This window comes from Dokdonia sp. (assembly GCF_039945015.1).
Classification (GTDB): domain Bacteria; phylum Bacteroidota; class Bacteroidia; order Flavobacteriales; family Flavobacteriaceae; genus Dokdonia.
Map to the genome: position 1 here is coordinate 606,373 of NZ_JBDUXP010000004.1, position 16,910 is coordinate 623,282.

Below are 16,910 nucleotides of genomic sequence, written 5' to 3' on the forward strand. Positions count from 1 at the left end.
CTTATGAATTTAATAGATCAAAATAGCGCAATTGTATCACTAAATAAAGCTTTAGTGCCAAGCCCTTATTTGATTGAAAGCCGTTCAGAAAGTGACCGTTTAAGCTTCTTGACAAATTTTGCTTCTCTTATTAATTTTTATGACAATAAAAATAAAATTAATGGAAACTGGTCTCCTTTTTTGTTGAAAGATCCAGTCTTTTTAATGGCGTCTATCTCTAAAACACCTTTTCAAAAAATACATACAATGTATGTTAAAAGCTGTATTCGAGTACGTCGTAAATATCCTCCATCAGATACTAAAGATACTACGTTTACTACTTTAGAAATCATAAATATATTATTTGATCAATTAATAGAAGTGTTTCATATCATAGAAAGGTGGACTTATTTTTTATATAAATCTGATGAAGTGTATGTTCTTAAAAACTACGTGATTACAGAAATTAAAAAAGTGTATGGTGAATTATTATGGGCCATCTTATCATTAAGAGCGTATTTATCTCAAATACATAAACAGATAGATGATGTAAACTGGTATTCCTTTGAATCTTTTGATAAAAAAATATGGAAAGAAACAAATGATACTAGACCTTTCTGGGATGTATTAGGACTTAATCCTCTTTTGAATGAAAATACAGTTTATGATTATTATATAGCTGTAAAAAGTGCTGGTGATATGTTATTTTCTTTTTTTAACAGTATCATAGAATATTCTAATGTTGAGTATAAGAATGTAAAAAAAATAAAAGGAAAATTTCCAGATACGCTATTACTACGCACATTTACCAATCTATTACAGATATATGAAAATCAGTTAAACACATTATCAAGTAAACATCTTCAGTTTTATTATAAAGACATTTTAAAACAGAATCAAGAACATGCAAAAGCAGACAGTGTGTATATATGTGCAGATTTAGTAGAGATAGATAAAGAATATGATTTGCCTAAGAATACATTGTTTATCGCAGGAACTTATGAAGATACCAGTCCTATTTTATTTGGATCTGAAAAGCAAGTGTCTTTAAACCCAGCAACGGTACAGGTTATTTATACATTATATAAAATAGAAGATACCCTTGATAAGAAATTTAGTGATTTATACCTAGCAAAACAATCAGAAGTCGATGTTGTAAAAAAGGATGAAGAAGGTGTAATAGAGAGTTGGAAAACTTTTGGCACATCAATTCCTTCTCCTGATCAAAAAGTCTCTATAGGGTTTTGTTTTGCATCTCCTATGTTGTTCTTGAGAGAAGGGAAGCGTACGATAACGATTGTTTTTACACTAAAAAATGAAGTTAAGGAAACAAAGATGTTTACCGATGCAGCCTTTTATCTGAGTACGCAAACTGATTGGCTAGAAATACTGACTAAACCAAATGATCCAATTATTGTAGGTGAAGAAACTCCTTCTAAAGAAGAGAATTTGATTACTATAGATGGTAGAAAAGTTACGGTTTTAATAGAATTAAAAGAAGAAGATCCTTCTATAGAAGCCTTTTTAGAAAATCCTGATGGTATAGAAAGTGTTTGGCCTATGTTTAGGATATCATTTCCAAAATTGGAGACAGGGCAAAAGCCGCCAGAGATTGATTCTTTAGATATTGATGTAGATGTAAAAGGAGTACGTAATTTTCAATTGTATAATGATTTTGGAGTATTAGAGACTAAAAAACCTTTTCAACCCTTAGGATTATCACCAGCAAAAGATCAGAGTTTTATAATAGGAAGCAATGAGGTATTTACTAAAAAAGTTGATACATTAGATATTCAACTCAATTGGGATAATTTACCTCCTCTACCACCAGATACACCTTTAGATGAATTTTCAACTTATTATAATGCCTATAATAAGTTCTTATATCAATGTTATTCTGATATACAAAAGGATTGTTCTCAAAAACCTCCAGATACTTCAGATGTTTCTGATACTTCTTCATTTAAAGTTATAGGAACTTTCTTGGAGAAAATGCGTTCTCTTGTAAAAAATAATCCCGATGATAACTCCGATGATAATTCGGTACCAAAAATCTTCAATAATACGTGTTTTCATATTGATTTTCAATTGCTACAATATGGAGAGTGGGTACCTATTATAGTGAATGCATCGTCTGTAGATATAAGTAAACCACAAGAACAAACCTTAGACTCAGATGAAAATAGTGAAGTTACTATAGTGGCAGAACCGTTATCTCTATTTCAAAATAAAGCAAGCAAAACCGTTATTGAAGATACTGATGAGAGCCCTAAAACTGATACTAGTTTAAAAACATATAGTTCATATACATCTTCTTCAATAGCTGATTTTCAAAATGAAAAGAATCCAATAGCACAATTAGAAACAATACCATATTCTGATAGCAGTACTTCTGGTTTTTTAAGAATGCAATTAACAGCACCATCTTATGGTTTTGGTATGTCATTATATCCGAAAGTTGTGAGTGCCATTGCACTATATAATGCACAACAAATTATAAAGTATATAAATGACCCAGAAAATGCTACGTTAGAAAACGTTCCTAATGAGCCATATTCTCCAACAGCTAGCTTATTTATAGGTAATTATACTTCTTCTGTTTCGTATTCTTTTAGTACTGAAAAAAATGAGTATCCTTTAGAATGTTTTTACTATTCGCCATTTTGTAATTTTAAAGTATATGATACTGAAGATGGGTATATAGGCCAGGAACATCCAGATGAGAAGGCACTCCCTATGTTTCAATACCTACCTTATGATGGGCAATTACTTATAACACTTACAGATATAATTACACCAGCAGAAGTTAGTTTTTTCTTTGAATTGGCAAACACAAATACTACAGAACAAGTAGCTACTGTAGAGATAGAATACAAGTATTTATCTACAAGTGGATGGAAACCTTTAGATGTTTTATCAGATGAAACCAATGGTTTTAGTTGTTCAGGAATTATCACATTTAATATTCAGGACGATATATCTAATGATACGCATACCATGCCAGGTTTAGGAGTTCTTTATTATTTGTCTATAGGAGTAAAAGGTAATTTAGATGCATTTCCAGAAACTGTATTCTTAAAAACAAATGGGATAAAATTACAAAGAGTAGATCAAGAATTTAGTGCGCTAGATACGAAGCCTTTTATTCAGCCAGATACAATTCTAACTACTCTTAATGGAATCCCAGCAATTGCAGCAATTGCTCAACCTTTTTCTTCTTTTGGAGGTGTTGCTTCAGAAACAAATACTCAGATGGATCGCCGTATTAGTAAGAGGATTAAAACGAAGGATAGATTGGTTACTTCTACCGATTATTTTAGAGCAATTCAACAAAACTTCACATCGATTTATTATGTAAAGCCTGTGTATTCTAAAAAGAATGCATGTGTAGAAATATATGTTATTAATAAAGTTGCAAATTGGATGAATGCACATGCATTTAGACCTTATGTGACTTCTTGTAAACGATTAGAAATTCAAGAATATTTAAAAAACAAAACTTCTGTTTTTACAAAGAAAAAAGTGCGCAATTTTGAAATTGTTTATATAAGAGTACTTGCTGATGTCTCTGTAGAGAAAGGAAATGAACCTTTAGGAATAGGGCGAAAAATCAATACAATGATTAATATTTTTCTAGCCCCTTGGATTCAAAGTAATCAAGAACAAATATCAATAAGTAGTTATTTAGATACCGCTCAAATTGCTTCTTTCATAAAAAGCCAAAAAGGTGTTTTAAATGTTGAAAATGTAGAAATACAAAAGAGTTTAGATATATCTGATCCTAAGAAAACCATCTACTCAAATGCCGAAAAACAATTAACCCTTTCTAATGATAATCAATTATTTGTGCCCTCATTAGACAGTAAAAGAATCACATATTCATAAATGGAAGATCTACATCACATAGAAGATTCTAAACTTCCTTTAGAGCTTGATTACAAAGCTCTAAAGGAAGAGGGTATGGCTTACATTCAGAAGCATAGCGGTAATCAATGGACAAACTTGAACCCTAGTGATCCTGGAATTACAATTTTGAATCAATTGTGTTATGCATTTACAGAACTAGGGTATTGTGCAAACTTTCCTATCAAAGATATTTTGACAAATAGCGATGGGGTATTAGAAACAGAAAATCAGTTTTTCTCTCCAGAAGACATCTTGACAACATCACCTATTACAACAACAGATTATGTAAAATATATTGTAGATAGGGTAGCTCATGTTAAAAACTGTTATATAGATATATTTGAGAACATAACTGGAGCCATACAACGACAGTATCAAATATATCTTTTAATTGATGCTAAGATTACGGACCCAAAAAAAATAGATGCTATATGTCAAGAAGTTTTTTTTGTAGTAAATAAAGTACGTAATCTAGGAGAATATTTTTTGAATCCTTTGCCTCTCAATCCTATAGATTTTTTAGTATCTGGAACTTTAGAGATAGCGCAGGGATACAATATGAATTCAATTCTGACTGAGATAAATTATAGTATAAATAACTTTATTTTTCCAGAAATTGTTCAAACGGGATATGATACATTACAAGAAGAAGGGGTTTCTATAAATAATATATTTAATGGACCAAAACTCAAGAATGGTTGGGTTGATAATTCAACAATAGGTTTTAAAAAAAATGTTATTGAAGCTTATGAAATTCAAAAAGAAATACGCAGTATAAAAGGAGTTATTTCTATTACAGGTGTACGCTTTACTCCTTCTCAACATATAAAAAATACTACTCAAGACCCTTATTGCATTTCATCAAAACCAAATGAAGTCTTGACATTAAACTTTATAGAATCTATAGAAGTGACTAAATCCTTTACAATTGTGAGGAAAGGAAGAGCATTAAACAAAACAATTAATCAAGATTTTATTAATGAGATTGCTACTTTAAAACTTCCTTCTTCTCAAATAGAAAGAGTTGCTTCTATACAAATGAATTCGGAATATCCAAAAGGAAAATATAGAGACATAAGTAATTACTACTCTATTCAGAATACATTTCCTGAAATATATGCAGTAGGAATTGATGCTTTAGAAGCAAATGCAACAAATTTTCAAATAGCACAATCTCGACAGTTAAAAGGATATTTAACACTATTTGATCAAGTGTTGAGTAATCAATTTGCACAACTTGCTAATCTAGGAACATTATTCTCTTTTAAAAATCCTATGACAGGAGCTCCTACAGAAGAAAAGCATTTTAATGAAACAAGAAATGAGTTTGATCTTGAAAATCCTAAATACCCAGCATCATTTAAGAGCTTTTCTGCTACATACTTTTATCAATCACTTTATAACTCTGTTCCATACATACGTCCTTTATTAAAAAATAATGATACATATAAGTACAGTTTTGGTAATAAACCAGCAAAAATTTTAGAGAACGATAGTTGGCTGGCTTATATGCAAGATCCCTATAACGCTTATATACATGGGCTCATGGTATTTATAGAAGATGAGCAAGTAAATTTAGATAGACGTAATAAGATTCTAGATCATCTTCTGGCTAGACATGGAGAATCTCCATTTATTATAGATAGGATCATTAGTATTCATGCATATTCAGCAATGCCTTTAAAAACTCAAGTTATAATCAAAAGTTTACTCCTCCAAAATTATCAGTCATTGTCTTATTATAGAACAAAAGCTTATGATTATTTAGGTGCTTCAAAACTATATGATACCATAAAACCAGTTACAGACTCATATATAGAAAAGTTATTAGAAGGTAATCAAAGCGATTTTATATTTAACACAGAAGCTGTTGATAAAGAACAATTTATACAACCTGTAGATTTTCAAAACCATGCAACAGCAGTATTAAAACTCAATCTACTCTTTGCCATTGATAGTTATTATCATAATTTCTTGATACAAGAAAAAAATAGTAAAGATGATAAAGGAATTGCCTTATGGTTGCTTGATAATAGAAAAGGACTCTTTTTTATTGAAACGGATTTGTTAAAACAATCTCTTAAATATGATTTTGTGATTAGAGAAACACGTTCTGACAATGAAGCAGTTTTTGTTACGCTAGATAGAAAATTGGATTATAAGCAAATTCTAAAACTCGATCAAATTTTAAAACATGTAAAAGGTCAAGATCTCAATACTATAAAAAATGAAATCATACAGGTAATAAAAGAAACTCTGAAGTTTAGTGAATCTACAAAAACAACAATCAACTCAGATTCTTTTCAAGCTGTAAAGGATACTCCATATGCTTGGGCAGTGGTATTCCCTATAGATAATGATAAAGAAGAAGATACATCAATATCGTTATATGATCCATTGTTTAATGATACTGTTGTATTACTATTTCCAAAATTCATTTTAGGTACTGAAAATAGTACGAATGAAGATAATGATAAAGAGAAGGAATCTCATTTTGAAGAAAAGTTAGATTATTTCTTAGAAAACGAATTACCTATTCAGGTAACACCAAAAAAGAAGTTTTTACAACTATCAGAAATTGCAAAAATCATCCCTCTCTATGTGGCATGGCATAATAGCCTCATTTATGATACGGGAGATAATAAAAAAACCGACCCGAGTAAAACAACAACTCCACCACTAACAGAAAGTATCAAAGAATTTGCAACAATCATTATAAAACTAATCACTTCGAGATGATAGATAACAGACAACATATCATTGCACATTGTAATTGGAATACCTCTTTTGATTCAAAAGAACATGGTGTCCAGTTACAAGATATGATAAGTCATTGGAGTCGTTATCATTTATCAAGAGAACTCAATCCTATATTTAATACCATTTGTCCAGAAGGACAGACACTAAAAATTAATGCATTAGAAGTAGACTTAGGTATTATAGAGTATGCAAATTTTCAAGAAGAACTTACTTTAAAATTAAAAGAACAGCTCTTCAAGAAATTACAAGATATTATTATGTACCCGTATGCACACGGGCAAGGATTGGAAATAATACAAGAAGATATATCCTATATAGAATCTCTCAAGTGTTTTTTACTACAAGGAATTATGCCTTGGAATTATAGTAAGACTGATGGAAATATACATGCCATATTTGATAACCAGATTCTTCATAATAGTGCTGTATTAATGAAGATGATCTTATCTGTTGGAGTACATCAATATGTGAGGAGAAGAATTGCATGGCAGCTTAAAGATGCTGTGATAAAAAAGATAATTAAAAATTTAGAACCGAGTAACCATCATCAAATTTTTCTCTTTTCTGAGGAGATCGTCAATATTCAAAAGAAAGAGTCTATTGTAAAGACGAGCTTACATGATTTTAAAAAAAATCTATGGTTTTGGATTCTTAATTACCTCTTTGTTGAGCGAGGCACCATCTTTAATAAAATGACATTTGTAAAAAGTAATATTAGACAAATGGCAAATCATTTTAATATAGCGTATTATACACTATTTGAACTTATAGAAGAAGCTGTATATAGAATTCATAAAAACACTTCTATAAAAAATGATTTTATACTCATCCTTATTGCTTTATCAAAAGAACAAAATGAAGATGTCACAGCACCCGTAACACTTAAGCAAAAAGAGCAACACTGGGAGCTTTTAGAGAATATGTTTTTAAATCCGCTTTCGCGAAAAGTAACTACGGCCAAAAATAAATTAAACGACCTTATTCTATATTTTGTCAAAACTGATCCCTCAAGACTTAAAAAATTTCTTTTTTCATCTGCGATAAAATCAAATGCATGGATTCAGATTTTTTCTGACCTGAGACCTTCTGTAGTAGAAAAAGTGTTCTATATCATTGCGCCAGAAAAAGGAACTCGTCTTGTCTCACAAATACGTTTTTTTAAAACGTTAGAAGTACAACAAGCATTTGCACTTCCTGCTACACGATTATGGGATATAGGGATTAAATTCTTACTAAAAAATCATGCAAAAACGTATGATGATCATCGTTTTATGACCCATGTGGTCACGACACTTAGTCGTACACATCATTTTTCAAAAACAGAAGTATTAGAAAAATTAATCCATACAGAAATTAAACACACACATAAAACGATAGATGCAGTATCTATGTATAAAGTACTGAAAGAGATTCATATGGATACAGTACTTCGTAAGGATGTTGTTTTTACAAAAGAACGATTCAGTATCATATTACATAGATTACAAGAAGTATTACAAAACAACTCATTAGATCAGATAGTTATTCATGAATTGCATACGATGCTTCTAGATTGGATAGAAAAGGATGCTATAAAGGTGTGGGATATGTTATTAGAATATCCAAATAAAGAACAAATAATTCCATACATCTCAGCACTTATTGGTGAACAAAAAGCACAAGTGTTTATAGAAAGAAAACATCAAAAAGAGGCTTCTTTTCTAAAAGATTTTCAGGATAGTATTGCATTAGCAATCTCACAAAAAACATCCAATCAGAAACTCCTTATTACTATACAATCTTGTATTGTAACACTAGGTTTAGAAATTATGTTGCGTCATAAAAATGGGACGTTTATACAATTTGTCACTCGTATTATAGCGCAACTTAGAGTGCAAGAAGGGATAGGGAACTCTTTAAATTTCGCGAAAGCGATCTCAGAAATTTTATCCATTTTCTATCAAAGAATAGGAGACGCATCTCTACAGAAATTACTAAAGAAAGAACAAGATGCACTATTAAAAGATGAAGATACGCTCACCTTACTAGATAGCGTGATAAAAGAACCATCGAGACAGTCATATGTTGCAAAACTACTTAAAGAATTACTCATCAATAATAGATTAGAGACACAAGTATTTCAATCATTGTCTGTAGAGGTTCAAGCTTATTTATTACCTAATACTGCGTCTCTTTTACAAGATCTTATAAAAGAGTATATACTAGAGTATAAAACATATAGTAACAAGCAAGATGAAGGTGCTGTAAAAGAAATACTACGGTATATATACTGGAATTGTCTCATAGATTATCAAAGCTATAGAGGGGATAAAGCACTGTTTAAAACATTATTTAAGAAAGCCGTATACTATCGTTTTGAAGCATTAAAATCTGCAAAGGTTAATATTGGTATCACTACAAAAAAATACCCAATAGCACATCATGATAAGCTTTTGAGAATATCAGAAGAGGGGGTATATACTTATATTGAACGTTGTATTATTACTTCAGAACTGTCTATACAAATAGATAAAAAGAATGTAGCATTTAAAACAATATTAGTAGTAGGATTAGAACAGTCTCCAGAGCGCATCCGACAGTTAATTTATAAGTCGTCCATAACAAAGCAACAGCTAGATGTATTTGTAAAGGCTATTGATTTTGAACAATTCGTATCACTTATCGCTACCGATATAAAAGAACCTGCATTATCTCAATTTTATGTTGCAGTATGTTCTTTATATCGTTTACTGCATGAGATTAAGATCAGCCGATCTATTACTGGAAGTATACATCATTTTTGGCAACAAATATTTAAACTCCTCAAAGGAAAGAAGCAACATACCACCATTTTAAAAGAGCTCACAGTGTACACACTAGACCTACTATCTAAAGAAAATGGGATGAATACTGAACACCTTATGAGATACAGCATAGAAAAACATATTAAAATTCCAGAAGTTTTAAAAAAGAGATTGGTTATAGAAAATGCTGCATTTAAAACCCTTCCAGTTTCAGTACAAGAAAATAAAAAGTCAAAAGACATTACATATGGTGTCACGATAGATAAAATAGAGGAAGTGTTATTGTATGTCCTACATTATAATAAAATACCTTCTTGGTTTTATACTACAGAATACCATAACCCCAAGATATTCTTAAAAGACATTGCGATCCAATATCCTTTGCAGTTACTTTCAGTTTTAAGAAGACATTCTATTACCGAAATGCAATTTATGCGTTTGTATGAAGCGATATCATACACAGAATTTTTAGGGGTATTAAAACAGCTATATCCTAGACAACAAAAGCATTTTGAGGCTTTTAAAAACTTCTACGCGGTATTAGGAACCATTGAGATCATTGGAATGTCTAGCAAGATGGTTCGGAATATTCTGTTTCAGAAACTATTGACTGCTTGGAAAACGTCCAATTGGGAATTGATTTCTGATAGTGTCATATGGACCGAGTTGCTATGGGAAATATGTGCAAAAAGAAGCATTTCAAAAACATCTTTTTTTAATGCTTTTGACGATCTCAAGATACGATTGCCAGTTGCGCTTCAAATCACATACGATCAAATACAGAAATCTAAAAAAATCCAAGTGCAACCTAAAGAGTCAACACATTTAATACCACCTAAGATTATGAGTGAACCACAGAAACCATCTATTACATTGAGCGCAGGAATTACTGTTCATAATGCAGGAATGGTGATTATGAATACCTATATAGCGATGCTTTTTGATAGGTTAGGACTTGTAGAGAACAACTCTTTTACCTCTGATGAGAATCAGCTAGATGCCGTACATTATTTACAGTATTTAATAACCGGACTAGCACAAACGGAAGAATCATTACTCGTATTAAATAAAGTGCTTTGTGGAATTCCTATCACAACACCCATTAAGGAAGGAATAGAAATCTCAGAAGATCATAAGAACTTAATACATGGACTTATTGAAGCTGCTATAGGGTATTGGCCAGCAATAGGACAATGTTCTGTAGACGGTTTTAGGGGAAACTGGTTGGTACGAGACGGAATCTTAAGAGAAGAAGAAGATCGATGGGAACTTCAAGTAGAAAAAAGAAGCTATGATATACTAATGCTTAAATCTCCTTTTTCATTTTCAATAATCAAATTACCATGGATGACAAAACCATTGCATGTCATCTGGTCATTTTAAAAATAATAATGATGATAGAACTGTATACACCATGTATTGCTATAGATAGTAGTTAAGCTATAGATACGTAATCGCATAATACAATAAAAGCCTCTTTGAGGTATAAAGTAATTAATAATTTAAAATCATTTTCTATGAATTCTTACAATGATAATCTACATTCTGGAATTGTTACTTCATTGAACAATCAAGAAATAGAACTAAAAAAATTAAAGGGGCAATTTGATGCTTCTATGCTATCGTTATACTACTCTGAAGGGAGTCGTATTACAGCAGCTGAGAAATTAAATAAGGCGAGTGAGGAATATGAATCTCATAAGAACATCTCAGAGCAAGCTGTTATTGATAGTGATGTCTCTACAAATGTCTTACAATCTGCTACTAAGGCAAAAGAAATAGTGGCAAATACGGTCACAAATACGGCTGTAGCAGCAGCAAATGTACAAGTAGCTGCAAACGCAATCTTAAAATTGGCTAGTGATACCGGTAGTATTTATAGTATTGTCCAAGCTGCAAACTTTGGAGGTGATATTTACGACCAGAGCAATGAAGCAAAAAAACTTATGGATGATACAGCTTATCTTGCAGAAAGCGTTTCTCAATATAGTATGGAAGCTTCTGGTGCAATAGCCGAAGTCGCTACAGGAATTCTTGCAGATAAAGCAACTGCTACAGATACAGGAGTTAAGAACTTATTAGGTGTTACTACAGCAGATCTTGATACAGCTTCGGCAACAGTTACTGCTGCAAATGAAACATTGGCAACAACAAATAAAGCAGAAAAAGAAGCAGAAGGAACTCTTGAAAATATAAACTCGATTTATTATGCTTCAGAATCTGCGTATCATTTAAATAATGAAGAACTTAATCTAGACTTAAAAGTTGTAGTTGCAAAAGATATAGTGAGTAAAGACTACAAATATACGGTCTCTTTTAATCCGTTTATGAGTGCTTTTAAAGGACCAAATGTAGGTACAAAACCATATCCTGTAGAAACGTATTACGTATTATTAGTAAAAGATGCAGTAAAAAAGAATTTCTCAATATCAAATGCTGAGAGTATCATTAATAACGATCCAGATAATAAGGATAAGAAGTATAAAAAAATATCGGCAACAGGGACAACAGAGCCATATTCTAAAACGATTACAAGTAAAGAATTAAACGATGTTAATGGAAACCCTTTTGAATTAGGAAGTACGTATGTTGTATTTGTATTTGCTGATTTATCTACAGAGTATAAAAGGATTATAAATACATTTGATAATTACCTAACAGCGTCTTCACCTTCTTTTGCTATTACAGATCATTTGATTCCAGCAACTCACATTAGTGTAGGTCCTCCAAAGAAGAAAACTCCAACAGATGCACCACCTAGTACCGCAGTTACTAATGAGCAAGTAGTCACTTTTAATGTGGCTAAGAATGTAGCTACTAAGATTGAATATAGATGTATTTTTCTTCCTGATGACAAAACTCTTACTAAAGGATTACTAACTGTAGGAGAATTAAGATCTATAGAAAATGAACAAAAAGCCTTACAAGCAGCTGAAGACGAATACACGGCAGAAATTCATGAACTTGAAGAACTTTTAACAAAAGAAAAGAATACGAAAGAAGGATTAATAGAACAAATCCGAGCGCTTGAAAAGCAAATAGAAGATGGAAAGACAACTAATGATGGTAAAGTGCCTGCTAAACCTAAAAAAGATAAAGATGCTAAGACAAAATTATTAAACACTACTCAAAGTAAAATAGACGAATATTTAAAAAAGCTAGAAAAATTGATGATTGAGATTAAAGCAAAAGCTTTAAATCATTCTCACATGGCTTATGAAATTCCTGGGTTTTGTTTTAACCTTATGATTGCAGAAAAGATTCCTGCAGGTAGTTATAAAGAGGTAAAAGAAATTGTTTCTGCTTTAGCATCACTTGAAGCTCCGCCTTCTGGTACTGGAAAAGATGCAAAAGCCCCGTCAGCTAAAGTTAAAGCTAATGGCATATCACTCAGTGGTTCACTAGTCGTTACAAAAGCAATGACAGACAATTTTGGTAACAGATTACAAAAAGGGTATTCATACATCCCTGTGATATTATCAATGTCTAATGATGTAGAAAATATCAATAAACAAATTACAAATGCATTGTCTGATTTTAAAAACACACCATCATTTACCTATGATGGATAATCAAAAAATATTAATCTATAAAAAATATACATATGAGTACGATAGACACATTAGATATACTCGATTCTATAAAAAAACGTGGAGTTACTGAGTCAAAGAAGAAAGAGCTAGATGCGATGACATCAAAAGTATTAGAAGCTCAAAATAAAGTAGAAGAAATACAAGCCGTTGTTACATCCTTAACAAGCAAAGCTTCAACAATAAAAGCAGAGCTTGCAACTAGAGATGGTAATAAAACAAAAGCACTGAGTAATAAAGATTTACTAGATACAGTTGTTGATCAGGTAACAGAGCTAAATAATAATTCGAAAATAGTAGGATTAGAAATTAAAGAATCAAATTTAAAGATCAAGCATGTCGCTTTAGATACTAAAGAGCTTATCGATAAATTGATTTATTCGGCAGAGGTGATTAATAAGCTTTCAAACTTAGTCGTGAGAGAAAAAGCAATAAACCCTCTTGTGTCTGATGAGTTAGTAACCATGGTCGCAACTGCAGGAACAAATGCAAACAGCGCTGTAGCATTAACACTAGTAGCTTTAAACGCTGTATTTACATCTCAGGCAAATACTATTGAGTCTGAAGCTATTGTGATCTTAGAGAACTTTCAGGCAGAGAAGTTATTTGAGTTTATGACACAAGAAGATCCAAATGGTAAAGATGATGGCTTACCTAAAACAAATATTAAAACACTCATAGATAAGATGTATGATGATTCATTAGTATTATATGCAAGTGCACTAGATGCTAATAATGATATTACAAAGCAACTTAGTAATGCTACTGCAGACCTAGAAAGAGCAAAAATGCAATTAAGTTCTTTAGAAGCTGGACTTGCAGCAGCAAATGCAGCCTCACTTGCTTCTTAAGAAAATAACATAGGTCTACTTAACGGGAGACGGTAAGTAGGCCTGTGTTTTTAATTAAGGATGTTATAGGGTCAAGTTTTTAATAATGGAAGTGTTGCTGTGTACGCTTTCGCGAAAGCGTATATAATATACATCCAATACCCCTGAGAGGTCCTATACTCATTATAATGTGTAGTATCTTTCTAATAATAGTTGTACCAAGTAATCTCAATTAAAATGTAATATATGAGTAGTGTATTTAAAAAATTTTATAGATCCTTTTATAACAGAACTTCTGGATTTATTCCAACAAAACCTATTAATCAAAACATGTATCCAGGAGATTTTTTCCAGATTCGTAATGGGGAGATGATCATCTTAGGAAACATATATCGTAATGGGATTGTTGGAAAAGAAGATTGTATTATTCAAAGTGGGATTACGTTAAATGCTGCGAGTTGGAATTTTAGTGAGGGTGTTACAAAACCCTATTCTGGGAGAGATCAAGGAAATAATATTATAGATGGGGAATTTAAATTTTGTAAACAAGTGCTCGCTTTTGATAGTTTAGGAAGTTTCTTCTTTAGTGGGCAACATCCAGAATCTGTTAAGATTATAAACTGGAATGAGATAGAAAGAGAACTCATTATTAAACTTACGCAAACCATCTATTCTTTTAGGGAATTATATGTAGTGACAGAAAGTGCAGTAGCTTCAGAGTGGACACTTGCCGTAGCTGGATCTGATAAAGCAGAGTTAGAAATTGCGACAGAGTCAGAGAGTTTTGGGTTGGTAGATTTGTTTGGGGATGTGAATGCAAAAACCATTCAAGCAAGAGAAATAGAATATTATCATAAAGAAACCAAGAAGAAACCTTCGTTTTTTAAAGCAAAGAAACTAGTTGTTCAACAAGGAAAACTAGATGAATTTATAAGTGATTTAATCCGTGAGAATACACAGAAAGTAGATTGGGCTTCTTCATTTTTTGAATATGATTTTTATCACGATACGGTTCATTTTCCTAGTGCTGTATCTACAAGTGCGCAAGCATGTGTTCTGGATATGTTACAAGCAAATCAACTTAATCCTAATACAGCATTATCCTATTTTAAATGGGAGGATACTAACCTAGATGATGTAGAAAAAATGTTTACTATTTATGGATACTGATACACCTCTTAGTACCTTATACCAAGAAATAGATTGGCTACAAACAGTCATTCATCATGCGATAGGAATATACTTACAGCAAGCTGTAAATTATAAGGACTGGAGAGAGATTCCAGTACCCGATTATACAGAAGTAGATACGCCATACGCAATTACGATTAGGGATTGGGAATTAAATATGTATCAACGTCTAGCACTTGCTTTATCGCTAGTGCCTCATGTACGACCAGAAGTATTAGACATATTTTTTGGTAAAAATAAACTCTATGATAGAGGCTTTACAGAATTTGGAGGAATCATAGATAAACATCATAGCGGATTCTTGCCTACAGGACAAACATTAGTATTTATTGCTACGGTAACAGATAAAGAAGCGAGAATTAAAATAATGCAAGCTTTGCAAGGGGATTCTATTTTATATAAAGAACAAGTTCTAACCCTTGAGAAAACAGAATCTTTTATGCCTACGTATAATGGTGTACTAAACCTAGATGATCGGTGGTTGCATTATTTTATAACTGGAGAAAAACCTAAGATTGCACATAGTAGTACATTTCCAGCTACGCAATTACATACTCATTTAGACTGGGATGATTTAGTTCTTAATGATGTTGTGATGGATCAAGTATTAGAAATTAATGCTTGGTTAGAACATGGAGATACATTGATGAATGATTGGGGATTGTATAAGAAAATCAAACCTGGATACAGATCTTTATTTTATGGACCTCCGGGGACAGGAAAGACATTAACCGTGTCTTTATTAGGCAAAGTATCTGGAAGAGAAGTGTATAGAGTAGACCTATCTATGATTGTATCAAAATATATAGGGGAAACAGAAAAAAACCTCTCTAAGATATTTGATATTGCTCAATACCAAGATTGGATTCTGTTTTTTGATGAAGCAGATGCTTTGTTTGGAAAACGTACAGAAGCAAACTCATCAAATGATAGACATGCCAATCAGCAGACTTCTTATTTATTACAGCGTATAGAAGATTTTCCAGGCGTTGTTATACTGGCTTCCAATCTAAAAGCAAATATGGACGATGCCTTTACAAGACGTTTCCAATCGATGATTTGTTTTAGTATACCTAGTCCAGAAGAGCGTTATATACTATGGCAACAAGCATTCTCTGGGACGTGTAAATTACATCCAGAAATAGACCTTAGAAAAATAGCAGATGATTACGAACTTGCTGGAGGAGCGATTATAAACATATTACGATTTTGTGCCTTAGCAGCTATAAAAAGGAAGGATACTGTAGTTACTTCACAAGAACTTCTAGCAGGCTTGAGAAGAGAATTTAAAAAAGAAAATAAAACAATAGCAAGGCTGTAATGATCATTATATAATCACCCGAAACATGAGTAAAGACAAGCAAATACATAAACATAAGACACATTATTTGCTGTTGCATTTGGGATCTTGGATAGAAGATATACCAGAGGATAACGTTAAGATTATAATAGCAGTATCTCTCAACTATTGTGTGTATAATGAAGATGTTAGGATTAAAGGATACTTGATTACTCAACATCATATATGTCTTGTTATCCATTCTAAAAAGCATAGTATACACCACATACTTACGGTACTTTCTGAACAAATAGAAATACGAGTATATCGATATTTAAAAATGAATTGGGAAGATGAGAAGGTTGTTTATTTAGACAATCAGTATAGTATGTTTACAAAACATATATTACGCAACAAATATTTGATCCAACTTATCACTGGTCATATGGAAGGGCCTCCATATTACAGTCCAGAATTTGCACGATTAAAAAGGCTTACTCATAACTATAATTATTGTTCAGTACTAAATTATGTAGGTGTAAAAGGACCCGCAGAAGGACCTGTACAAGTTCAAATAGATAAAAAGTGAGTG

General features: G+C 31.9%; 8 protein-coding genes. All 8 read left to right on the plus strand.

All coding sequences use genetic code 11. The features are described from left to right. Nucleotides 1-3 precede the first annotated feature (3 nt). The 8 genes from ABJD27_RS04935 to ABJD27_RS04970 all read left to right on the plus strand — a co-directional run bounded on the left by ABJD27_RS04935 (nucleotide 4) and on the right by ABJD27_RS04970 (nucleotide 16,907). Nucleotides 4-3,864: a hypothetical protein gene (locus ABJD27_RS04935; protein ID WP_348167414.1), complete on the plus strand. Its 3,861-nt coding sequence runs from the start codon at nucleotides 4-6 to the stop codon at nucleotides 3,862-3,864. Further along, complete coding sequence (locus ABJD27_RS04940) at nucleotides 3,865-6,624, plus strand: hypothetical protein (protein ID WP_348167411.1); 2,760 nt, start codon at nucleotides 3,865-3,867, stop codon at nucleotides 6,622-6,624. It begins immediately after the preceding gene. Then, on the plus strand, nucleotides 6,621-10,811 hold the full coding sequence (locus tag ABJD27_RS04945) for a contractile injection system tape measure protein (protein ID WP_348167408.1): 4,191 nt from the start codon (nucleotides 6,621-6,623) through the stop codon (nucleotides 10,809-10,811). Before ABJD27_RS04940 ends, ABJD27_RS04945 begins: the two co-directional genes overlap by 4 nt. A gap of 134 nt (nucleotides 10,812-10,945) precedes the next feature. Continuing rightward, nucleotides 10,946-13,000, plus strand: coding sequence for a hypothetical protein (locus ABJD27_RS04950; RefSeq protein WP_348167405.1), 2,055 nt, complete (start codon nucleotides 10,946-10,948; stop codon nucleotides 12,998-13,000). Between the two features lie 32 nt (nucleotides 13,001-13,032). Continuing rightward, nucleotides 13,033-13,869: a hypothetical protein gene (locus tag ABJD27_RS04955; RefSeq protein WP_348167402.1), complete on the plus strand. Its 837-nt coding sequence runs from the start codon at nucleotides 13,033-13,035 to the stop codon at nucleotides 13,867-13,869. 225 nt (nucleotides 13,870-14,094) lie between these two features. Beyond that, nucleotides 14,095-15,018 carry a hypothetical protein gene (locus tag ABJD27_RS04960; RefSeq protein ID WP_348167399.1) on the plus strand — a complete coding sequence of 308 codons (924 nt, stop codon included), beginning with the start codon at nucleotides 14,095-14,097 and terminating at the stop codon, nucleotides 15,016-15,018. Beyond that, nucleotides 15,008-16,360 carry an ATP-binding protein gene (locus tag ABJD27_RS04965; protein ID WP_348167396.1) on the plus strand — a complete coding sequence of 451 codons (1,353 nt, stop codon included), beginning with the start codon at nucleotides 15,008-15,010 and terminating at the stop codon, nucleotides 16,358-16,360. Before ABJD27_RS04960 ends, ABJD27_RS04965 begins: the two co-directional genes overlap by 11 nt. Before the next feature lie 25 nt (nucleotides 16,361-16,385). Continuing rightward, nucleotides 16,386-16,907 carry a hypothetical protein gene (locus ABJD27_RS04970; RefSeq protein WP_348167393.1) on the plus strand — a complete coding sequence of 174 codons (522 nt, stop codon included), beginning with the start codon at nucleotides 16,386-16,388 and terminating at the stop codon, nucleotides 16,905-16,907. Nucleotides 16,908-16,910 lie beyond the last annotated feature (3 nt).